Origin of the sequence: uncultured Shewanella sp., from assembly GCF_947497935.1 — a bacterium.
GTDB lineage: Bacteria > Pseudomonadota > Gammaproteobacteria > Enterobacterales > Shewanellaceae > Shewanella.
Genome location: NZ_CANMIO010000017.1, coordinates 47,731 through 70,701 on the forward strand (window position 1 = coordinate 47,731; position 22,971 = coordinate 70,701).

Below are 22,971 nucleotides of genomic sequence, written 5' to 3' on the forward strand. Positions count from 1 at the left end.
AATTCTCAATAATTAAACTGCTCTAATACTAATTCGTATTGGAAGTCAGCCCCCTCTCTTTTACTGACTCAATTAACCCCTGCTCACCATTGTAATAACGTCATATCACTAAAAATAATTTCATTCGAGCGTACACGCGTAAGCTTATGAAATTTGTAGCGTAAATAATCAAAACTAAACAGAACCTTAGTCAAAATCCAAACAAGCGTTTAAATTTATCGTTTGAAAATTTGATCTATGACTCGTTTTATGACGTAATGTGAAGCATAACTTCTGGTCGGACGAGCATATAATATGAGCATAAGAACACAACTAAAAAAAATATTGCCAAGCATTTCTACCACAGAACAAGAAGCACTCGATGCCGGTGATGTGTGGTTAGAAGGTTCGATTTATCAAGGTGTACCTGACTTTGCAGCCCTACGTGATATCCCCGTTGCAACGCTATCGAACGACGAACAGGCATTCCTAGATGGTCCCGTGGCGACCTTACTAGAGATGGTGGATGACTTTGAGATCCAGCGCAGCACCCACCTTCCCGAAAACATTCTTAACTTCCTAAAAGAAAATAAATTTTTCTCACTGATTATTCCAAAATCTTTCGGCGGTCTCGAGTTTAGTCCCTATGCAAACTCGACGATTGTGGCGACCATTGCCGCTAAAAGTTCGGCGGTTGCGGTCACAGTGATGGTGCCAAACTCTCTCGGTCCAGGTGAATTATTGATGCACTACGGCACCTCTGAGCAGCAAGATTACTGGTTACCTCGCCTAGCTAACGGTCAAGAGATCCCTTGTTTTGCACTCACTAGCCCTGAGGCGGGTTCAGATGCCGGCGGGATCCCGGATATCGGTACTGTAACCATGGGTGAATACCAAGGTGAACAAGTATTGGGCATGAGCGTAACTTGGGATAAGCGTTATATCACCCTAGCACCAATCGCCAGCGTATTAGGTTTAGCCTTTAAAGTAGAAGATCCAAACGGCCTATTGGGCGACAAAGAACAGCTAGGCATTACCTGTGCGCTTATTCCTAGGTCACACCCTGGCGTGCAACTAGGTAATCGCCATGATCCTATGGGCATTCGCTTTTACAACGGTACGACCCGTGGCGAAAATGTGTTCATCCCGATGGACTTCATCATAGGTGGCCAAAAGAATATTGGCCGCGGCTGGGCAATGCTGGTTGCCTGTCTTGGTGCAGGACGCGGTATTTCACTGCCAGCCCTTGGCGTGTCAGTGAGTCAGGCCTCATTTAAGTCTTCTGCTGAGTACGCTGCAGTGCGTGAGCAGTTTGGCCTATCGATTGGAAAGTTTGAGGGTATTCAAGAAAAGCTTGCTGATATTGCCGGTAAAACCTACCTGCAAGAAGCGATGCGTGTACTCACCACTGAGGGGCTAGGATTAGGCTTAAAACCATCTGTTGTCACCGCAATCGCCAAGTATCACATGACAGAGCTTGGCCGAGATGTGCTCGACTCGGCAATGGATATCCAAGCGGGTAAGGCGATTCAATGCGGCCCACAAAACACCTTAGCCTCAGGCTATGTGGCGCAACCGATTGCGATCACCGTAGAAGGCGCGAACATCTTGACCCGTAACCTGATGATTTTCGGTCAAGGCGTCATGCGTTGTCACCCATATCTACAGACTATGGTGGAGTCAATCCACTCAAACGAAAAAGGCGCTGACAAAGAGTTTAATGGCATCTTACGTAAAACTGTTAGTTACAGTGTCGGCAATAGCCTCCGCGCTTTTAAGCTTGGATTACTGCCTTTCACTGCTTCAGCAGACTCAACCCTTGCTGAAGTCAAACCTTACGAGCAATCGGTGCATAAGCTCGCCTCTAAGCTAGCGGTATATGCAGACTTCTCGTTACTGGTATTAGGTGGCAAGCTCAAGCAGGCAGAAATGCTGTCAGCGCGCCTAGGTGATGTGATGAGCTATCTGTACGCTGCTATGGCATCTATTCGTTATTACGAGAAGAAGCTAACCGCTGTCGAGCGACAAGAAGCGGCGCCCTATTTCCATTACGCAACGCGCTGGTCACTGTGTCAGGCAGAAAAAGCACTATTAGACTTCTTAGATAACTTCCCATCTTCAGCGACACGTAAGTTTATGCGTTTAATCACGGTTACTTACTCGGCTAAGATGCCAAAAATTAATGACAACTTGATACGCGAACTGGCTGAGCAAGCTCAGCTTAATACCGAGTTTAAGAAGAACCTGACGCACCTAGTTAAGCCTATAGCAGGTGACGGTAACGACATTAATGAGCAAGCTTACCTTGCTAAAATCGAGTGTTTACCGCTACTGGCCAAAGTTAAAAAGGCGATTCGCGCCAAGACATTTAAGCCTGGTGTCAGATTCGCATTGACCTTAAATGCCGCACTTGAGGCTAAGGTGATCAGCGAAGCTGAGCATAAGCTACTGCAAGATTACAATCTTAAGCGTGAGCGTGCTATTCGTGTCGATGAGTTCGATTTTGATATGAATTTAATCAGCGACAAGCCAGACTTAAAGATCGCTAACTAATCGCTAACTGTGGATCAGCTGCTCAACATGCAGCTATAGACTGTCACTAAAAAGCCACCGCAAGGTGGTTTTTTAGCTTCGAAATAAGCTAAATAAATTTCTTGTGGGGAAGGTGTTACCAAGTAGCGTGTTCGAACTGGCAGTTTCGTAGTTTTCAATCGCCTCCAGCGGGGTATGTGCAGACACTGCTGCGAGACGCTGTGAATATGTCCCTATACGCTCTGCGGTTTCATCCCTGAAACCGAAGCCCGCAGCCGTATCTACACGGGATAATTGGTGGAACCTTTTGGCTGTAGCTGTTCGGTTTCTAACTTGAAAATGCCCCAAAGTTAGCTAGGAAATAAGTTTGTTTACACCTGCTTATCAGCTTCGGCAATAATTAAGCTAATGAGAGGCGCAAAATTCAAGACTAGCGTCTGAGTTATCATATGGGCCGCAGCCTAGTGACTTTGTTCTTTATTCTTTAATAGCGTCTAGCTGCATCTGAAATTACTTAACTCAATTGTTAACTATACCCTTATTGTGACTTATTCTCCTGAGTGAGCAATGCAATTTGAGCATTGATTGAGGTTCTTGGTTTCATTCAAAAACAGAAACTGGGGGAGAGATTCTTCTACATCATAACTCATTGTTAACAAATTGGTTTGCTGTTATTCTTGAGCCAATAAAGTACTGGCACCTGTTCTTATTAAGACCGTTCTTATTCTGAGTTCAAACTGATATACTTTTATGCTTTTTATACATTTCGGAGGAAATTTGAGGCTATTCGTAACGAGTAAAGCAGGTAAAAAGATTTACCTTCAAATGACAGCTCTTACTAAAAGAGAGCTCATGAATAAAATTGGCGGGCATAAATTTACTCTCGAGGGCAAGTTGTACACTGTTAGTAACGTAAAAGCTGAACCATCGAATGAGAATGCTGCCGTTTCAATGGTCATTGGCGGAGCCATAGGTCTTCTTGGTGGAGTGGCTGGTGTTCTAGCTGGAGGAGTTCTTGGCGGATTCTTTGGAAACGAAAAAGATAAGAAGGATATTCTTATGGTTGAGCGTTTCAATGGGAGTAAGTCGTGAACATAAAGGTTTTAGGGGCAGCAAGTATCCTTGCTGTAATTTGCTTCTTTTTTACAGCAAATCAAGATTCTGCAATGCAGTATATTCGGGAATTTTTAGAGTCTGGGTACCTGATGATAATTTGCTTGGTTTTTGTTGTAGTTTCTATTTTATGCCACGCTATTTTTGTTCCTGAATCAAACTTAGATGTTCCGATGTTCAAGAGTAATCAGATGTGGATTCTTGAGGTTATTGTGAATATTGCGACGTATGCGGCAGTAACATCAACAGCAATTACCCTATTGAAAGCTATCTATATTCAGAAGTTTTACGGTGACATACAGTATTTTCACCAATTTGAAAGTTATGATATTTATACGATGTTCGCGGTGAGCGGTGTACTTCTTTGGTTCTCGATGTTCAAGTGTTGGCAATTGTTTTACGAAGCATTAAAAACAACAGAAAGTGCAAAAGTACAAAAAGCGTAACAAGTTGCTCAATTGGGATAAAAACCTTCGGCACTTTTCGCTGCGCTTAAGTTAACCCATTTTTTTGCTCATTAGCAAAGCGTTAGGCCAAAAGGATAATTATGGAGTTCTTAAAAGGAGCAAAGGATTTTGCAAGGAACCCACTGGGTATTGTTGCCCTATTTATATCTTTGATTTATGGGTTTGCTTCACTACTGCTTGGGGCGTCAGCAGACAAGTTAGAGTCGTTAGAACGTTGGCCTTTGCTTGTTTTCGTTGTCACTTTTCCATTTGTAGTACTTTATGTTTTTTACAAATTGGTTACGGAGCATCATGGAAAGCTATATAGCCCCGGTGACTACAAAGATGATGACTCATTTCTTAGAACTTTATCTCCAGAAGAAAAAGAAAAGAAATTGGAAAATGACGCTAAAGAAGCCACTGGGGATGTCTTTATTGAGAAAGCTCAACCAAGTCAAAGGGCATCGTTCTCAGCAACTAAAACACGCATTCAACAAGCCGAGAAACATGTTATTAATATGCTTTCCGCCGAATTGGGGGTTACTCCTAATATTGACGTGCAGATAAGTACTGAGAAATACACCTTCGATGCAGCATATTTTAAACCAGGGTCAAGCGCCACAATACTTGAGGTTAAATATTACTCACAACCAAGAATTACGTTCAAAGCAGTACAAGAATTTGTTTATCGAGCAAAGCTGGCTGCTGAATACATGACGATAGATACCAAATTTATACTTGCTTTGGTTCTTGACGGTGATACCGATAAATTCCAACTGATCGCTGACGCATGGTCAAAATCTCTAGAAGACTCTGGTCTAAATATTGAGTTGAGGGTTATAAGCGGAGAGGAAGTCAGTGCCTAACTAAGCCAGCCATAGGGACTTCCACACTGCGTGATCCAGCTCCTGGTGGCGTCAGGCAAAAGGAGAAAGTATGAAGATCGAAGTACTCGAAGAGCCATTGTATGCAGGTGCTATAGCGTGTGAGACCGGTGCATTCAGAAAATGGCTGAAGATAAAGCACCCTGACGTCGAGGTAATCACTCCCTATGAAACAAACAAGGTAGATCTACACGATTTTACTCTGGTTATGCCATTAGTTCAGTTGATTACTGATGGCTCAGTTCTTAGCTATCTGAACTTAGTTTTAGAATACTCAAACTATTACTTTTCATATATATGGGGTCAGAGTAAACTTTATTTGAGAACCATATTTTTCCTCATCCCACGCCCTAGCTTTAGGCTCCTTGCTCTAACGTATTTCTCTCCAAAAATAAGTTTGTACCATCCCAAGAGAGATAACTTGGTAAGTTGAATAATCAGATGTCGCTGCGGCTGTGGGCTTCGGTTTCAGGGATGAAACCGCAGAGCGGCCATGGATGGCTTTACAGCGTCCCACAGAAGTAGCGACATGTGAACTGACTATCACCTTTCTTGATTCTGAACTGACTTATTACTCGCTAAACTCATCCTAAGGAGTGACAATATTAAACACACCTTTGGGTTTATCCAATGTAGAGAAGAAGCTGACTAAATCCAGCTTACTGCCCTCGATCTCAAGCTCATCAGAAAATAGCACCTCTTTCACTCCGGCTTTACCAATAATCAGATCGACAAACAGCTCATGGCTAATATTCAATGTGGCGTTAGCCTTAGCCGACTTAGGCGCGAGTTTATGATGCAACACGGCATTTTTAAGGCTTAAAACATAGTTTTGCTCAAGGTCGATAAAGTAAATGTTTAGCTCAAACTCCTCACCAAATGCTTCAGGCCCAATCACTCTGGTCGCCATCGACTGCATAAAATTATCGAGCGGTGAATGAAGTAAAATAGACTTCATCGACGCGAGATCGATGCCCTTTTCAGGGCTACCGTGACGCAGCTCATAGGCCGCCGTCAGATACACATCTCGCCATGGTGCAGACTCAGCTTGATAGCCCAACTGATCATAAATACTGGCAAGCAAAGCTTTAGCTTCATTATGCTTAGGTTCTGCCACCACTAAATGATTTACCAGCTCTGCCGCCCAGCGATACTCGCCAGCAGCAACAGCTTTGTTAGCCGCTGCTATGATTTTGTCAGCGCCGCCCATTAGCTCCACATATTTAACCGCTGATGCCGTTGCTGGTAGTGGATCTAGGTTAACTGGATTGGCGTCGTACCAGCCTAAATAAGCTTGGTATACCGCCTTGGCATTATGCTTGGCGGTGCCGTAATAACCGCGGGTGGCAAAGGTGTTAGAAAGTGACGGCGGCATCTGTATTTGCTCGGCAATTTCTGCGGGGGTGAGCCCAGCATTTAGCATCCGCACGGCTTGGTCGTGAATATATTTATAGGTGTCACGCTGCTTTTCTAAGAACTCATTGACTCTCTCTTGGCCCCAAATGGGCCAATGGTGACTGCCAAAATAGACTTTGGTGTCTCGCTGAGAATTAAGGGCATCATCAATCGCACGGCTCCAAGTCAATGCATCACGCACCTTTGCACCACGTAACGTATACAAATTATGCATATTCTTAGAGACCAGCTCCGCACCGCAATAGGCTTGCTGCTCAGGCAGGTAAAAAGTAAATTCGGCTGGCGCCTCTGAGCCCGAGACAATTTGAAACTCAAACGGCACGCCATCAATCATCATAGATGAATCTTGTTCGACGACTAAGGTCGGACTCAAGATCCCAAACTGTCCAAATGCAGGCTCTTTACCCAGCCCCGAATCGATATGACCACGCTTTGATCGCGGTAATTGCTTGCCATACATATACATGGCGCGGCGACTCATGGCGGTCCCAGCGGTAACATTCTCACTGGTTGCCTCATGCATAAAGCCTGCAGGCGCAATAATATCAACACCTTCAAAGGGATCCTCTACTTGTGCATTCTCGTCTAACAAACCTAATGCGCCGCCGAAGTGATCCATATGACTATGGGTGAAGATAATCGCTGATACGGGGCGTGCTCCCAATGTCTTATTGAGAAACTCGAAGGCAACATTAGCCGTTTCTGCCGTGGTAAGCGGGTCGATAATAATCCAGCCGGTCTCTCCCTCAATCACTGTCATGTTGGCTAAATCGAAGCCCCGCAACTGATAGACACCCTCTGTCACCTCAAACAGGCCGTCTATGTTGTTGAGACTCGCTTGACGCCAGAGGCTGGGGTTAACGCTAGTAGGAGCTTCTCCCTTGATAAAATCATAAGCAGTTCTATCCCAGACTGTATTGCCCTCACTATCCAATACGGTTAGCTCATCCATTCTCGCAATAAAGCCTCGTTTGGCATCTTCAAAATCTTGAACGTCATCGAAAGGCAATTGAGATCTCACGGCCTGATTAGCCGCGACCGTATGTAAACTCGCAGGCGTAAACCCTTCGCTATCAGCGACTAACGAGGAGAGTTCTGGGGATGTAATTTCAGGCTGGCACCCCAGTAGCAAGAGAGTCGTTACTCCTGCAAGCATATAAGGTTTGAGGGTCTTTTTTGTTGTTTTTTTTAGCATCTGTCTGCGCCAAGTTGTTAATAACTTAAGTTCAACCTATTACACATTAACAACATGGCAGTTATCATTTTTCGCCAATTCTCTCGGCAGTGACTTAAACGCTCCATCCGTTTCGCTCTAGCGAGTAAAGGTTAACCTGTAAACGAGCCGTTTTTTTGACGATACTGCGAAGGGCTGATCCCCTGCCAAGACTTGAATGAGCGCGTAAAGTTGCTCACGCTGCTATAGCCTAGAGTGTCGGATAGCAGGGCAATAGACATATCGGTATGGGTGAGATAATGATGCGCAAGTTCTTGACGCTTAAGGCTGAGTAGTTCTCTAAAGCCTGTGCCTTCGAGCTGTAGATATCGGCCTAAGCTGCGCTCACTAATATTATACATCTGCGCTATTTTTGCCGCCGTAGGCTCTTGATTAAGTAAACTTGCGTGGATCCCTTGGCTGGTTTTTTGTCTCCAGCTCAACGCCTGCATGTTATCTAGATATTGCCGCACGGCAACTTCATTAGACTTAGCCAGCAAGGGATCTTTAGTTAGCGCGGCCTGCTCTAGCATGCTTCTATCCATCCACATGCAATTATCGGCTGCATTCATCACCACTGGACAGCCGAAACACGCTTGCCAGGCTTGAGTCGACTTTGCCCCCTGACGTATTAGCTCGACTCTACGCACAAAATGACTATGACCGACCATCTGTTTACCGTGCTGCATTAGACTACTAAAGAACGCATCAATAGCTAATTCGCTAATTTCAACGCCTTTTAATGGACTAATCGTCAGCCCAAGCATGTGTGGCGTACGCTGTAAACGGATCCGCCCACCGTTACTCACAAGCGCAGAATAGTCAGGCAATGCTTCGAAGGCTTGCGCCAATGAGTCACTCGCCATTAATAACTTGCCCAAGTTATGAAAATGCATCGGGTAAGCATAACGACCAACGGTTAGACCAAAAGCCGCAGAAGCTGATGCCTTTTCTGCCGCTTGCCAAAGCCGTGTCATTTTATCGATATCGACTCTGGCATCGGGCTGAGCCTCTAACCGCTCAAGATCTAAACCGACTTGTTTAAACAGGGCTCTAGGCTCAATGTTACTCACACTTAATGCCCGAGCAATCGCCAAAGACCAAGCTGCAATCGTGGTGTAGCTATCCAAGATAATCAATGCCTCTTAACAAGAGATGCTCTTCAGCTTACGGCGGCTCATCGCGCCATCGTATATGGCTAATAAGCCCTATGTTTGTCGAACTCCAAAGTAATCACGCTGACTCGATTGATACTTCTTTTGCTCTATCAAACGGGCGTATAGCTTGGTTTATCGATAGCCAAAGTCACCTTGCAATGCACATATTCATCGACAACCTCCCCACTAACAAACTGATATAGAAGTTAATATCTGCAACTGCGCTATCAAGTCTCTGCCCGGCATTTTAGCCACCACAACACCTCTTCCTTCTGGTTAACGCTCAACGGGAGCTCCCTGTCACCAGCTAGCGGTAAGGTGATTATTTTATTGCGATTTAATCGCAGTGAATATCGAATTTCGAATAAGTAGCATTCAATAAGCCCACATTATCAGCTTGCCTTATATCTAAGCAACCCAGCAAAGAAAAAGGCTCAAAGGAGAACCCTTGAGCCTTATAAAATGAGTCATGTTTGACACATGATTAGTAACCGTAACGAGTCACTTCCGACCAATTTTTATCGACTTCTTGCTTAATGAACTGCTGCTTTTGCTCCGTCAATTTATCAAGCTTAATTCCTACCGCGGCTTGAGCCGACTCTTTGCTACTAATGTCTGGATACTCAACCTTAGTGACAGCAAACATCTTCAAAATTTCGGCTAACGATTCACGGGCATACTTAACCTGCCTGATGGACATATCCAGTAGCGCATTGCCCTCTTTAGGATTATGGGCATACAGACCATGTGATGCCATGGCGAAGTCCCAGCGCCACTGTGAGTGACGAATCGCCATAATCGCATCATTCATCAAGGGCCAAGTCGCGCCAGCCTCCCAAGCCGCTGCGGCCTCATAGTGAGCCTTAACCAAGAGCTCTTCGACTTCCCGAGCTTTAGCATTGATTTTGGCTTTACTGTTCTCAAGCGACTTAATAATGGTTTTTTCACTCTTGTGGCAGTTTTGACAAACTGAGTCAAAGTGATCCAAGGCTTTACTCACCTTATGGCTGGTAAATGTATTGCCTTGTTTGTCTGTTTCTTCAGGCATATGGCAAGTAATACAAGTCACACCAGCCTCAGCATGCTCACTTCTCATCCAATGCTCAAACTCAGGGTGACGCGCCTTTAAGATTGGCGTTTTAGAGATAGGGTGGATCCATTCATAGAAGCGGCGAGTATCGTAATACTTCTCGATATCGTCGACATTGTTACCGAAGATCCACGGGATATTGACCTTGTCACTGCGCTCCGGTTGGAAATAGTAAGTCACATGACACTGACCACAAACCTGTGCCCCTTGCATATTGGCATCTTGCTTGTCGAAAGGCAGATGCACTTTCGCCATCGCATCTTGGGCATGGGGTCGTGGCAAAGCCAGCTCAGCCTTGCCGTCAACGTGACAATCGGTGCAATAGACCACGCTATTGACTTCAACCCCAACATCGGTAAAGTTTTTCGCAGAAAACCCCTCTACACCAAGCTCATTCATTAGTCTTGGCGCATCCGGTGTCTTACAGGTCCAGCAGCTAGCAGACAAGCCCTTGTCTCCCGCCGCTGGCGGCACGCCAGTACGTAGGGTATGTGTCACATCAGCCACCGCGAAATGGTGGCCGCGAGGGCTGTTGTACTCTTTTGCAAATGAGGAGCCGGCCCATAAGATGATCGCCGCAGGATAGCTAGCAAGCATATCTTCACGCTCTGTTTGCTCCGAAGTCTCCTGCCAGCTTTGATACTGCACCGGAAATTTGGCCCGTAGCGATTGATCTCTTTGCTGTTGCTCTTTTGCTGCAACAGTCTGAGCATTGGCATTATCAGCGGCTTGCGCACTTGCTACCGACATAAGCATGGCTAACGAAATCGGCCCTGCAATTTTTATCAGATTGTTTACTGTCATTTGTTTTTCTATCAACCTTATCTGCGTTCTTATTCTTTGGCCTTATTAAAAAGCTGCTTTTATCAAGCGACTTTTTATTAAGAAATCCCTCTAGGTAAAGCTATTAAAGTAAAGCTATCCGGGTCGACCATCTATACGCGGTTTAGAGAGTATCGAAGCGTAATTTATTACAAACATAGCAAACGCCAGCGACCACAATCCCCCCGCTAACCATAACCATACTTGGTACTGAGCCGGTGCGATGATTGGCATTACCGAGCGCAGTATGGCTGCAATGGGCAAACAAGCGAACGCCACAGCCATATTCGGCCCTTCATAAATATTGCGGCTGGTGTGGCCTAATGACACTCTCGAGATCATTGAAAGACAGATCCCCGCCAGCGTACCTATGGCAAAGAGGTGTAATAAATGCCTATAGGCCATTGAGTCATTAATATTCCATGCTAATAAAAATAGCGTGATGGGAAGAAACAAATAGGCAATTTGCAACGACCATAGCATAGGCTCTTTTAGTGTCTTATGGGGAAACCAGCGCAACCATCGAACTAAGTGTAATCCACCTGCGCTATATAGTAGCACTTGCTCTAATCCTTTAGGCATCACCTGAGTGATCGCCTGCACCACCAAAGCCACCATAATTATGATTAAGCTTCTGTCGAGAATCGCAATTGGCTGTGGTTTCGTCTGTTTTATACGTATAGCAGTGAAGAAAGGGATGACACGTCCACCGACTATGGTGATAAGCAGACCTAGCCACCACAGCATGGCTTGCCAAATTTGCTGACTCAGAGAAAAGTCTCTCTCGCTGAGGGCGTAATAGCTTAAGAGATTAATCAGCATCGCCACAAATAACATGATAGGAAAGCCGATATTATGCCACTGCTTCACCTTATAGATGCAGCGCCAAAGTTTTATGGCGGTGAAGGTTAAAAACAAGGAGTCGAGTAATGCTGGCAGCCACAGAGGAATAGAAACTGGAAGCAGCAGGGTCAGTCTTGCTAATAGCCAGCAAGAGAAAGTCAGCGCCAAGGCCCAGCCTTTCATCCCAGGCTGATTCGTCCATGTCTGTACCGATGTCAGCAAGAACCCACAAACAATCGCTAATGCAAAACCAAACAACATCTCATGGGGATGCCACCATAACGGCACGACTTTCACCCAGAAGTCAGTCTGGAACAGACTATATTGCGGATAAAACCAGGTGAGTAGCCATAAAGGCACGAATAGCATGGCGACTGTTGCACCACCTAAGAAAAAAGGTCTAAACCCTAAGCGAAAAATGGCCGGGATCTTTTCCGTCGCTTTTGGATCATCAATATTCAGCATAGTCCACCCCATAAACACGCATTTTAAATACAGCTTTAAGTTATTCGTCAGTGTATCCGCGCCTATTCATGATAACAATCACTATCGGTTTAGATTATAGCTTCTGTGAGCCATGTGGCTATCTGACTGTTTTAAATCTATATCTTTATGAGTAGACAACCAAATCCAGCTTATCCTTGTTCTACTTTTTACTCGAAATGTTCCAGACCCATCTCCCTTTTTTAAATACCTACAGCATCACTTACATAATAGGGAGCGACTACCTGCCTTTACAGACCCTCTTACCATTCCATTCCATGCCCTACCTTCAGATTACCAACCACTCAAATACCTAAAAACACTTAGCGCATCTAACTGTCTATGCTAGATTGAATAACAATCTGTTATGTAAACTGGTTGGATAAAAAATGGCACTCGCGGCAAAAAAAATCCTCGTCCTCTATGCTCACCCCTCTCAAGAACGATCTGAAATCAACACCCCATTATTTAAAGCAACCCAATTACAGCCGAACGTGACTGCCGTTGATCTCTATGGGGAGTACCCCACTTTCAGGATCAATATCGACAAAGAACAACAAAGACTCAGAGACCACGACATAGTGGTCTTTATGTTTCCGCTGTACTGGTATTCCACCCCTGCAATTTTAAAAGAGTGGCAAGATCTAGTCTTAGAGTACAACTTTGCCTACGGCACTAAAGGCAAAACCCTATGTGGAAAAACCTTTCTGTGCGCGCTCAGCGCGGGAGGCAGTGAAGCGGCCTACAATGAAGATGGCTACAATCACTTTACCCTAAGAGAGCTGCTAAGACCCTTAGAGCAGATGGCTAACTTAACTGGTATGCATTTCTTAGCGCCTTTTGCACTCTTCTGTGCCCGCAGCGCCTCAGAGGAGAATCGAGTGGATACTCATGTGCAAAAGTGGATTCGAACACTCTCGGCACTGAGTGAGGGCAGATTCGATATAGAACGAGCGCTATCCCTCGATAAATTGAATGGTCATCTCGACCAATTGATCCAGGAGCACTGATAATGACAGCTTATTTCATTCAAGCTTTTATCTATTTATGCGCCGCAGTCATCGCTGTGCCCATCGCTAAACGTCTCGGTCTGGGCTCAGTGCTGGGCTACTTGATGGCAGGCGTTGTGATAGGACCCATTATTGGCCTTGTCGGCGCTGAAACCAATACACTGCAGCATTTTGCCGAATTTGGTGTAGTCATGATGCTATTCCTAGTCGGACTTGAACTTGAGCCTCGAATGCTATGGAATATGCGTAATAAACTTATCGGCTTAGGCGGGCTTCAGGTCGGACTATCTACCTTGGTAGTGATGGGTATCGCCCTGAGTTTCGGCTATGGCTGGACCGTCGCCCTTACGGTGGGGATGATTTTCTCTCTATCCTCAACCGCTATCGTACTGCAGACCTTCAATGAGAAGAGTCTAACCAAAACCGAAGGCGGCAAAAACGCCTTTTCGGTGCTGTTATTCCAAGATATCGCCGTGATCCCTATGCTGGCGTTTATTCCGCTCTTAGCCTTGCCTGAACTGGTCGAAAAAGCACAATCAGTCACTCAAAGTGCAGCCGAGCACCATGAGGAGCTTTCATTAGTCGCAGGCCTGCCAGGCTGGGCATACGGTATTGTCGTGCTACTGGCCATCGCCAGTGTTGTGGTAGGCGGACACTATTTAAGTCGGCCACTTTTTCGCTACGTTGCCAGTTCTGGGCTTAGAGAGATCTTTACCGCCACCGCGCTTATGCTCGTTATCGGTATTGCCGCGCTTATGAGCCTCGTCGGCCTGTCTCCGGCGCTGGGTACTTTCCTTGCCGGCGTTGTTTTAGCAAACAGTGAATTTAGACACGAGCTTGAGTCCAATATTGAGCCTTTCAAGGGCTTATTGCTCGGGCTATTTTTTATTACCGTTGGCGCAGGGATCAACTTCGATGTGCTGATCAGTAATATCGGCCCCGTGATGGCGATGACTGCTGGGGTGATCTTGATTAAGGCCTTAGTATTACTGGTACTGGCCTTTATTTTTAAGATCAGAGGCAGTGACCGCTGGCTGTTTGCTCTTAGCCTAGCGCAAGCTGGTGAATTTGGTTTTGTGCTCTTAAGTTACACAGTACAAAACCACGTTATTCCTACCGAGCTGGCGCAGCTACTCTCGCTAGTCGTCGCTATATCCATGTTCCTCACACCAGGTCTGTTCATCCTGTTTGATAAAGTCATATTGCCGCGCTATGAAAAAACAGAAAATACACGTGAGCCTGACGATATCGATGAGACTGGCACTGTGATTATCGCCGGCGTCGGCCGTTTTGGTCAGATAGTTAATCGCCTGCTGGTGACTAATGGCGTTAAGACTGTGGTATTGGACCATGAGGTTCAGCAAATCGAAAACTTGCGTAAAATCAATACCAAAAGCTATTACGGCGATGCCACTCAGCCAGATCTACTCCATACTGCCGGTATCGAACAGGCTAAGATGCTTGTTATTGCCATTGATGACCCAGATCGAGCCGTTGGTTTAGTCGAATACATCAAGCATAGCCACCCCCATGTGATTGTGATGGCTCGTGCCTTTGATCGACGTCATCTCTATCGTCTTCGTAATGCTGGAGCTGACTTTATGGTCAGCGAGACTTTCCATTCAGCCCTCAATTTAGGTAAGCACGCCCTGATAAGACTTGGCGTACACCCGTTTAAGGCTGAGCAACAACGTGCAACTTTCTATGAGACCGAAACGACTCATAAAGATACTCTGTATGAGGCTTGGAAGCAGTTCACCGAAGACGATAAATATCTAGTTCATTACCGCGATATGTTTATTCAGCTTGAAGAGACCCTTAGCGAGGCGATGAAGGACGAGCGTTATCGCAGCTTTTCGAAAGTAGAGCGCAGTTGGACGCCTCCTCCTAAGGAGAATCATACCGAGTTTTCTAAAGCGGAAAGCGATTAAACAGAATAAGCCCCCATAGAAAATGGGATAGGCCACCCGCCTATGCCGTTAGCATTTTCAAGGGTTGCCACAAACAAACCAATTACTAACTTTAAGGTTTTTGAGTAAGAAGTTAGAGAGTATAGGCTTGGGAACTTGTGCCAATCTGTCATGTTGGGCAAACAGTCAAAAAAAGCCCTCGTTACCATTAGGTAGCGAGGGCTTGTTATCTTTTGTCTGGTGACAAGAATCTATCTGTGGAGATTAGACTAAGTTCATCTCTTGAACTTTCTCATGTGCAATCTCAGGTGTCGTCACAACAGGCTTGGAATGTAGATCTGCCTTTAGTTGACCTTTACGATGCTTTAGTGCCGCATCGAGTTTCTTAGCTGCGTTGGTAATCGCGGGATACATAACTGGATCATTACCAGACGCCGAAATTCGACTTCCCTCATAATTAGTTCTAATTTCAACCTGGAATTCGCCGTGCTCTTTCGAAACGATAATATCTAAAGCGATCAGGGTTGGAAAATGACTCTCTATCTTCGAAAACTTCTCTTGGACATGCTGCCTAACAACGTCTGTAACTTCAACGTGGTGACCAGAAAGATTTATTTTCATAGGTTTTCCTTTTTACAATGACTTCTTACCTAATACATTTGAGGCTTTCGCATTAAATTACAAGCTTTATTAAAAATAATTTATACAAATTTATGAGAAAATTATCCTTAAAATTTGCTGTAGCCCAGTCTATATAGGGGAAGTACACATTTTGTTGTATTGATAGTTTTAATCGAGCGACCAGTTAACTATGGTTAAAACATAAGCTAACGATGGCATTTATAAGGATATCGAGTATTAGCAAACAGCAATCTAACCTCGTATACCTCTACTAATTTAGACAAAAAAATTTGCTTTAGCTTGATTTTTATCACTCTTTGCTCAAATAAATTTAATTTTATTTTTACGTTTGCCTCGCATCAGACACTTACGCGTAAATTCATTCACATATCCATACTGTAACAATCAGCAAATCTTCATCTGCTTAGGGTTTCTTAGCGTGTCTTTTAAGACTTAAAGATTTGCGAGCTACATCCCAAGTTTGTAAGCTTACAAAGTAAATACGAATGAAAACAGTTCTCAATACCCAGGTTTGATGTAGAATGCTAACACCTTCTCATGTGCTTTCTAAACTTACGTCAAATAGGTGTACGCCGAAGTGCAAACAATAAAGACAAACTTACTTCAAACTCTGGACTCAAACAGAGTGAAGATTGGCTACCGCGCCTTTTCAGCTATTTTTGCAGGCTACCTTTTAGCTGCCACGGTATCGAGTGTTCTAGCCTTAACGCTGCCCTTCTCCCCGATAGACAACATACTAACGGCGATGATGTTGTCATTTGCAGTCTACGCCAGTGCGGCTATATGGGCCTTTAGTGTACAGAGCCATTGGCGTGCATTGAGCGATCTTGTGTTACTTAGTGGACTTTTCTACCTGCTTACTCTGGCGATAGGTTAAACAATGAAAGAGACTTTTTTTCGCAGCATGACTTGGCTGCACACTTGGGTTGGCTTACTCGTATGCTGGATATTATTGTTGGTATTTTTTGCTGGCACGCTAAGTTACTACCGTTATGAGATGACGTTGTGGAGCAAGCCAGAACTGCATAAGAATGTGTTCCAGCAGTATGACGCCACTAAGGTCACCAACGAGCTCGAACGCGCTCAGCGCTATTTAGAAGAGCATGCTCCTGATGCACGAGACTGGCGAGTTAATTTCCCTACCGACCGCAAGCCCTATATGAGCTACAGCTGGCAAACACAGCCAGAGGTCGGTCAGCGTCGGGGGAAATTTATTGAGCATATTGCTAAAACTGACTCCGAAGAGCTGATCACAGAAGTACGCGAATCGAAAGGCGGGCATTTTTTCTATCGTCTGCACTTTGACCTGCACTACCTCCCAGCTAAAGTCGCTCGTTGGATAGTCGGCTTTTGTACCATGTTTATGCTCATAGCACTTATTAGCGGCATAGTGATCCATAAGCGTATTTTTAAAGACTTTTTCAGCTTTAGACGTAACAAAGGCAGTCGCTCATGGTTAGATGCTCATAATGTCAGCTCAGTGCTTGCCCTGCCTTATCACCTGATGATCACCTACACAGGTCTTGTAACCCTGATGGTAATGTATATGCCATGGGGGGTTATTACGGCCTATGATGGCGACTTTAAAGCCTTTAGTAAGGAGTTAAGGCCAAGCAGAGTACTCGTTAAACCAGTAGGCATTGAGGCGCAAACCGTTTCTCTGAGTACTCTATTACCCGAGGTAAGAAATATCTGGGGCAATACTCAGATCAAACAGGTCGTTGTTAATAACCCAAGCGATCAAAATAGCCGAGTTAATTTCTACAAAGAGACCGGAGAAACTGTTACCGACAGAAGAACAGCGATTATCTTTAACGGTACCAATGCAGAGTTACTCAGTCCCGGCATAGAGCCAGACTCGGGTGCCCATAACACTCATGACACCTTAATAGCCTTGCATACCGGACGTTTCGCAGAGCCAATACTGCGCGTGCTATTTTTCATTAGCGGGATCTTAGGCTGCGCCATGATTACTACGGGCACTTTGCTCTGGGCAGTGAAAATTCGCCAGAAACAACAAAAGCAAATTAGCCAAGGTGCCAAAGCCAGCTTGGGCTTACGCCTAGTAGAAGGACTAAACCTGACTTTCATTACCGGTCTGCCTTTAGCTACTGCGGCCTTCTTCTACGCCAACCGCCTGTTACCTATCGATCTGGTTAATCGTGCACAATGGGAAGTGAATACCTTCTTTATCACGCTAGCTTGTGTCGCTCTATTAGCCTGTATTAACCGTACGCTAGCCGCTTGGCGCCTTGTTATCACAGTGACGGCAACCAGCTTAATCGCTATTCCAGCCTTAAATGCATTAACCTCTAATAGCGACTTATTGAGTAATATTGCCCAAAAACAGTGGCCTTTAGTAGGGTTTGATTTAATGTGCGTATTGATTGGACTCTCGTTATTTTTCGCGAAAACGAAACTTGGTAACAAACAAGATGTCATACCCAAAAGAATCGTACGTACACGCAGCGAAAACAATCAGCTGAGAGTCGACACTTCATCAGCGATGAAAGAAGGAATATAAGTGGTGATTTTAAGTCTTTTAGGATTTAGCTACCTTGCATTTGGCTTATTAGCGCTGGCCATGTTTTCACACTATCGGGACACTTTTGGCAGTGCTCCTAGCCCAACACAGGCGAAAGTTTTATATATTGCAGGTTGGCTCGCCATCGCGGGTACCTTTTGGGGCTGCATAACTAGCCTCGGAGGCGCTTACGGAAGTATTTTATTCTTTGGATTACTGTCTGTTGCGGGGCTATTGGTCATTCTTACCTTGAGCTATCGTGCTAAGTTTCTGCCTTATTCCATGGCGCTTAGCACTCTACTTAGCTCAGTTTTGGTGGGCTTTAACTAAAAATATAGCGGCCTATTATCACTATGGTTTAGCAAATAAAGCAGCCTTTTGCATCGCAATAAAAGCGCGCACAAAAGGCTGTTTTCTATCTGATAAGCAGGGAATGAAAGCTGACGTAAAATGATTCAGCTTACGTACAGCTAGCTAGCGCTAAGGTGTTGACATATTTAAAACTGACTTAGAGAAATGATGCTTGTTTCAAACCACAGCTCGCAACAATTGACTACGCCGTCAAACGGCCCAAATCATAGCCAGAACATGTGCTCTCAAGCTAATCAAGAACCTAAGTTAACAGTACAGACTGATACCCTAACTCTCAGTTCTAAAGCGATAGCGTTAAGCAATCAAGACCCTATATCTCAACCTTCGCAAACACGTCCGGATCTAAGTGAACGACCCAATAATGGTGAGAAAGCCGAAGCTTATGTGCAATATAAAAAAGCAATGGTGCAGTATCAAATCTATGCTGATATGGCGAATATCGCCACTGGCAGCAACAGTGGTATCTCTCCAGCCACAGCCTACTACCTGTCTAAAAATGATGATGCTCGGGCAGCAACAGTGAACGCTAAGTCCCAACAACACCAGATTGCTAACATGCAAATCTACGTAAAAACAAGCCAAAGCTCTATGGAGGGTAATTAGCGACGCCTCCTTATTCAAGGGACTTTGACTCTGTTCTTATAGTAAAGCTTTTTCCCCCTGTAATCCCCCTCCCTAACACACAACCGTGATGCTTTTGATTAAAATCAAACTCTCGCCCTCTTTGTGCGAGTACACTTTCATTTAATTATTTTGAAGTTGCTGCAATTTAACTAGCAAATCCTAGCCAAATCGCTTAAATCTAGTCATACCCTTCAGCGCGAGTTATTCACGAATTAAATGAGTTAACCTTATGAGCTTTAAGATCAACCTCTGTTGGACCGCCTCTGAGGAGCCTATAAACGATCCGCAAAAGTTTTGTCGCGATCATCAAATTACCTTTGGCAGTGGCCAACAAGTTAACGGTTCTTCCGCCCCAGAATATAGCGGTAATCCTGAGAATGTTAATCCTGAGGAAAGTCTATTGGCAGCGCTTTCCTCTTGCCACATGTTAACCTTCCTGACAATTGCGCACCTAAAACGCCTACCCATTATCTCTTATCAAGATAATGCCCATGCAGAGTTGGGTAAGAATGCAGAAGGAAAAATCTTTGTCAGTAAAATTGTCTTAAGTCCAAAGATTGAGTTTGCGGCAGAAATCGAACAGGAGATTATCGATAAGATCCATGAAAAGTCTCACAGTAACTGCTTTATCGCTAATAGCTTAAGCTCTGAAACAGTATTTGAGATCAAGTAATCACCTATAGAGCGATTCTTAAGGCATAAAAAAAGCTAGGTTATGACCTAGCTTTTCTATTCAGATAGTTTGGGCTGCTAACCATCATTCTCAACGAAGTCATCGCTAAAATCAGTTTCCCAATACTTGTATCCCTGTACGGTTGCCTGAGCCGCTGCGCCCATTAAGTTGACTTGATAGGTCTTAACACCTGAAACATCGACAGATTGGTTTGCCGATGCCTGATCACCGCTTCCTTCATATTCTGCACTGGCCTCAGCCTGAGCTTGACCTTCATATCCAGACTCTTTAAAGCGAGTTAACGCATCACGCTCGGTAAAGGCTTGTACAAATGCCATCTGCTTCCAACCAATACCCGCGCCTACCCCACCTGTTGCAAAACGGTAGTAAGAAAGCTTGCTGCCCTCATGTAACACACAGATCCCGCCACCTGTAGATAAGGCAAACAGATAACTATTACTACCTGTACAAACGACATAACCAACCGAACTGGAAACAGCCGACTTAGCTGCAGGATGCTCGGTATAGATCTCTTGAAGCGCAGCTTGAGTTTCTTCTCTCGCATGCATTTTCTTCGCTTCAGGGGTATCGCCTGTTGCACAACCAACAAGCAAAACTGGTAGAGCAACTGCGGCAAACTTAAGTGTATTTAGTCGAAACATAGTTTCATCCTTATCGATAAATATTGATATGTGGTCGATTCACTCTTGTAATATGTCATGATCAAAACTTTGCGCCATTTAACATATAGCATAAGAACCAAGTTATTGATTCAGTTATATATCATAATCTTGCTTAACGATTGCTGTCTTCTTCCGACATCGGCAGCAAATTCGCTCTCAAACGAGAATTCTAATCTAGAGACTGTTGCGCTTTTTTAGAAACTTCCAGTCTCTAGACTCTAAAAAGAAAGAGGCAAAAATCATGTAAACGCCCACTAAAAATAGTTGCAAGATCCTAAGGTAAAAATTCACCGCAACATCTTTATCGGTCGATGATGCCGTTGAGCCCACAACCACAAGTAGGGCAGATAGAATCCCCGCATAGAGAGGCGCTTTTGCCGGTTCGGCATAGATTTTTTGGCCGAAGAACAAGGCTGCTAACATCGACATGCCAATATAAAATTGGATCTCTGGCACTATGGTTAATAAGTTATAAAACACAACGGCTAACGCGCCGCCAATTCCATTAGTCACCAGTAAAAACAGACTCACCTTAATACTTTTCGCCCCTGCCGCTTGCAAGGATAAGATAGCGATAAAGATCATGGTCAGCAGCGCACCTGAGATCTCAAGAAAATAAAAAAAACAGATCACGGGAAAAGCGATAATTAGTGCGCGAAATGCCTCATGGGTTCGCTCATCATGGCTCTGTTCGGCGCTGGCTATCAGCTCTTTTTTAGGGGAGAGATCCGGCAGCAAGGCGTGCAGTAATGCAAATATGACGACAGCCACTACACCTGAAAAGCTCAGGCCCACACCCACCAGTATCGCAGCGCCAGGCTGCAATAGGCTTAGGTAAGGTAGCAGCAGGGTTGCCACAATAAAGATGGTAGCGAAGAAGTTCCACTTAGGATCGCTAAACAGGTAATAGCCCCATAACATCATCATTGCGAGCAAGGGCAATAACACCATAGGGTAATGAGTCGGGCCGAAACTTACCACCCAAGCTAAGCCAATCGTACAGATCATGGAGATCAGCAACTCATACACTGTCTGCATTGTCGGCTCTTGCCTATCAACCAAAAATTTAGCCACAAAAACCGGTACGATAAAGGCGAGCGGCCAGGCCCAAATTGCTGACACGGCAACCGCTAAGCCTATCCCGAGGGTAAAACGCAGTACCCTACGAGTATAAATGGCCTCCTCAGTCACATTTTGGTTATTTGCTGAAGCAATCGAGCTCTGCTGTTGATTGCTATCTGACATAAGAGAACCAGCTTACTAGGCGGATCCAGAATTTACCAAAAAGATTGATGATACTGCTGTCACTGGTGTAGACGATCACATCGGCTTGACCGCCGACTCGTCTTAAGCCAACAGCTTCATCTGCAGGCAATACAATAGTGACAGGGAAACGCTGAGATTGACGTAACCAGCCCGTTTGGCCAGTCACTTGTGCTAATTTTCCCGTCTGCTCACTCTGGCCCCAGTCGATACCGTAATCTATACTTCCTACCGTCGCTTGAAAGACCTCTCCAGGTGCGTAATCTAGGGCAAACTCAACTTTGTCACCTGGCTGCATATTACCTAAGCTGTTTTCCCTAAAGTAAGCTTCAATCCATACATCTTCCGACGAGATAAAAGTCATCACAGGTTGACCTGCACTGGCGTAAATCCCCTCTTTTAATCGAAAGTTTGACGCGACGCCATTGGTGGGAGCCGTAATGGAAGTTCGGGTTAGATCAAGCTGAGCTTTTTCTAGACTCAATAAAGCCGATTTTACATTGGTATTATTCTCACCTTCGGCGCCTAAGCGTTCCTGAGCTTTGGCTAAATCGGCTTTAGCACTGGCCACACCGGCTTCAGCCTTAGTTAACTCGGCTCTGGCATTATCGGCATCGGCCTGTGACATCACCGCTTTATCAACCATGGCAAAAATACGCTTGGATTGAACTTGAGCATTGGTTAAATTGGCCTGAGCATTGGTGACCTTAGCTTGAGCAGCTGCCACATTGGCGGTTTGGGCACCGACATTTTGTCCAGCCTTTTTGAGCGATTGCTCGGCTTGATGCAGTGCGATTTCATAATCATGAGGGTTAATCTTGGCAAGCACATCACCTTGTTTTATTAAGGTGTTAGGCTCAACTAAGATATCAATTATCTCGCCTGAGACCTGAGGGCTGATCGGTACCACATAGCCTCGAATGCGACCCAGATCCGTTGAGGGGATAAATCTGTCAGCAATAAGATGAAAAACGAATAGAAAACTAACAACGATTAAGATGATATTCGTGGCTTTACGAATTTTATTGCTCTTCTTGCTCTCGGTTTGCTCGGGCTCATTACTCTGCTCACTCTTCGTAACACCCTCGTTCGCAGTCACACCCTTGTCTTCAGTCATACTTATCCCTTTAGTAACCGAGCTATTTTTTAATCAGTTTAGTGTCTTAAACAGTTAACATTCAATACTTTTATCAAATTAATTTACAAACAATACATTAATAAAAGGACTTAAAATGATAGCTGAATAAGGTCGACTGCAATAATTGGTCAGTAGGGGCTTTGCCGGAAAGTTT

Annotated in this window: 19 protein-coding genes; 11 read left to right on the plus strand and 8 right to left on the minus strand. The window is 44.8% G+C overall.

Features of this window, described 5'->3' with window-relative positions; genetic code table 11:
• The first annotated feature begins 294 nt into the window (after positions 1-294).
• The 4 genes from Q1A86_RS16725 to Q1A86_RS16740 all read left to right on the plus strand — a co-directional run bounded on the left by Q1A86_RS16725 (position 295) and on the right by Q1A86_RS16740 (position 4,936).
• Entirely contained in the window at positions 295-2,532 is a 2,238-nt protein-coding gene (locus tag Q1A86_RS16725; RefSeq protein WP_299808959.1) for an acyl-CoA dehydrogenase, read from the plus strand.
• 831 nt (positions 2,533-3,363) lie between these two features.
• Positions 3,364-3,603, plus strand: coding sequence for a hypothetical protein (locus Q1A86_RS16730; protein ID WP_299808962.1), 240 nt, complete (start codon positions 3,364-3,366; stop codon positions 3,601-3,603).
• On the plus strand, positions 3,600-4,070 hold the full coding sequence (locus Q1A86_RS16735; protein WP_299808965.1) for a hypothetical protein: 471 nt from the start codon (positions 3,600-3,602) through the stop codon (positions 4,068-4,070). The genes Q1A86_RS16730 and Q1A86_RS16735 overlap by 4 nt, the downstream gene beginning before the upstream one ends.
• Before the next feature lie 101 nt (positions 4,071-4,171).
• Positions 4,172-4,936, plus strand: coding sequence for a hypothetical protein (locus Q1A86_RS16740; protein ID WP_299808968.1), 765 nt, complete (start codon positions 4,172-4,174; stop codon positions 4,934-4,936).
• A gap of 607 nt (positions 4,937-5,543) precedes the next feature.
• On the opposite strand, the gene Q1A86_RS16745 is transcribed toward Q1A86_RS16740, so the two are convergent.
• The 4 genes from Q1A86_RS16745 to Q1A86_RS16760 form a co-directional block, all read right to left on the minus strand.
• Positions 5,544-7,565, minus strand: coding sequence for an alkyl sulfatase dimerization domain-containing protein (locus Q1A86_RS16745; RefSeq protein ID WP_299808971.1), 2,022 nt, complete (start codon positions 7,563-7,565; stop codon positions 5,544-5,546).
• A gap of 131 nt (positions 7,566-7,696) precedes the next feature.
• Entirely contained in the window at positions 7,697-8,713 is a 1,017-nt protein-coding gene (locus Q1A86_RS16750) for an AraC family transcriptional regulator (protein WP_299808974.1), read from the minus strand.
• Positions 8,714-9,224: 511 nt separating this feature from the next.
• Positions 9,225-10,634 carry an ammonia-forming cytochrome c nitrite reductase subunit c552 gene (locus tag Q1A86_RS16755; protein WP_299808977.1) on the minus strand — a complete coding sequence of 470 codons (1,410 nt, stop codon included), beginning with the start codon at positions 10,632-10,634 and terminating at the stop codon, positions 9,225-9,227.
• 114 nt (positions 10,635-10,748) lie between these two features.
• Positions 10,749-11,960, minus strand: coding sequence for an NnrS family protein (locus tag Q1A86_RS16760; protein WP_299808979.1), 1,212 nt, complete (start codon positions 11,958-11,960; stop codon positions 10,749-10,751).
• Between the two features lie 407 nt (positions 11,961-12,367).
• On the opposite strand from Q1A86_RS16760, the gene Q1A86_RS16765 reads away from it, so the two are divergent.
• Both Q1A86_RS16765 and Q1A86_RS16770 read left to right on the plus strand, forming a co-directional pair.
• Entirely contained in the window at positions 12,368-12,988 is a 621-nt protein-coding gene (locus Q1A86_RS16765; RefSeq protein WP_299808981.1) for an NAD(P)H-dependent oxidoreductase, read from the plus strand.
• 2 nt (positions 12,989-12,990) lie between these two features.
• Entirely contained in the window at positions 12,991-14,919 is a 1,929-nt protein-coding gene (locus Q1A86_RS16770; protein WP_299808983.1) for a monovalent cation:proton antiporter-2 (CPA2) family protein, read from the plus strand.
• A 243-nt stretch (positions 14,920-15,162) separates the two neighbouring features.
• Here the strand turns inward: Q1A86_RS16770 and raiA are convergent, their stop codons facing one another.
• Positions 15,163-15,519 carry a ribosome-associated translation inhibitor RaiA gene (gene raiA / locus Q1A86_RS16775; RefSeq protein ID WP_220759959.1) on the minus strand — a complete coding sequence of 119 codons (357 nt, stop codon included), beginning with the start codon at positions 15,517-15,519 and terminating at the stop codon, positions 15,163-15,165.
• Positions 15,520-16,117: 598 nt separating this feature from the next.
• On the opposite strand from raiA, the gene Q1A86_RS16780 reads away from it, so the two are divergent.
• The 5 genes from Q1A86_RS16780 to Q1A86_RS16800 all read left to right on the plus strand — a co-directional run bounded on the left by Q1A86_RS16780 (position 16,118) and on the right by Q1A86_RS16800 (position 19,733).
• Positions 16,118-16,417 (plus strand): hypothetical protein, encoded by a 300-nt coding sequence (locus Q1A86_RS16780; protein WP_299808987.1) that lies wholly within the window; start codon positions 16,118-16,120, stop codon positions 16,415-16,417.
• 3 nt (positions 16,418-16,420) lie between these two features.
• Positions 16,421-18,064, plus strand: a complete 1,644-nt coding sequence (locus Q1A86_RS16785; protein WP_299808990.1) for a PepSY domain-containing protein — start codon at positions 16,421-16,423, stop codon at positions 18,062-18,064.
• Positions 18,065-18,394 (plus strand): DUF3325 domain-containing protein, encoded by a 330-nt coding sequence (locus Q1A86_RS16790; protein ID WP_367277929.1) that lies wholly within the window; start codon positions 18,065-18,067, stop codon positions 18,392-18,394.
• A gap of 186 nt (positions 18,395-18,580) precedes the next feature.
• On the plus strand, positions 18,581-19,039 hold the full coding sequence (locus tag Q1A86_RS16795; protein ID WP_299808993.1) for a hypothetical protein: 459 nt from the start codon (positions 18,581-18,583) through the stop codon (positions 19,037-19,039).
• A 250-nt stretch (positions 19,040-19,289) separates the two neighbouring features.
• On the plus strand, positions 19,290-19,733 hold the full coding sequence (locus Q1A86_RS16800) for an OsmC family protein (RefSeq protein ID WP_299808996.1): 444 nt from the start codon (positions 19,290-19,292) through the stop codon (positions 19,731-19,733).
• Between the two features lie 77 nt (positions 19,734-19,810).
• Here Q1A86_RS16800 and Q1A86_RS16805 read toward each other — a convergent pair whose 3' ends face one another.
• The 3 genes from Q1A86_RS16805 to Q1A86_RS16815 form a co-directional block, all read right to left on the minus strand.
• A complete protein-coding gene (locus Q1A86_RS16805; protein ID WP_299808999.1) occupies positions 19,811-20,395 on the minus strand; it encodes a hypothetical protein in 585 nt (194 codons plus the stop codon).
• Positions 20,396-20,590: 195 nt separating this feature from the next.
• Positions 20,591-21,661: a DUF2955 domain-containing protein gene (locus Q1A86_RS16810; RefSeq protein WP_299809002.1), complete on the minus strand. Its 1,071-nt coding sequence runs from the start codon at positions 21,659-21,661 to the stop codon at positions 20,591-20,593.
• Positions 21,651-22,796, minus strand: a complete 1,146-nt coding sequence (locus Q1A86_RS16815; RefSeq protein WP_299809005.1) for an HlyD family secretion protein — start codon at positions 22,794-22,796, stop codon at positions 21,651-21,653. Before Q1A86_RS16815 ends, Q1A86_RS16810 begins: the two co-directional genes overlap by 11 nt.
• Positions 22,797-22,971: the final 175 nt, after the last annotated feature.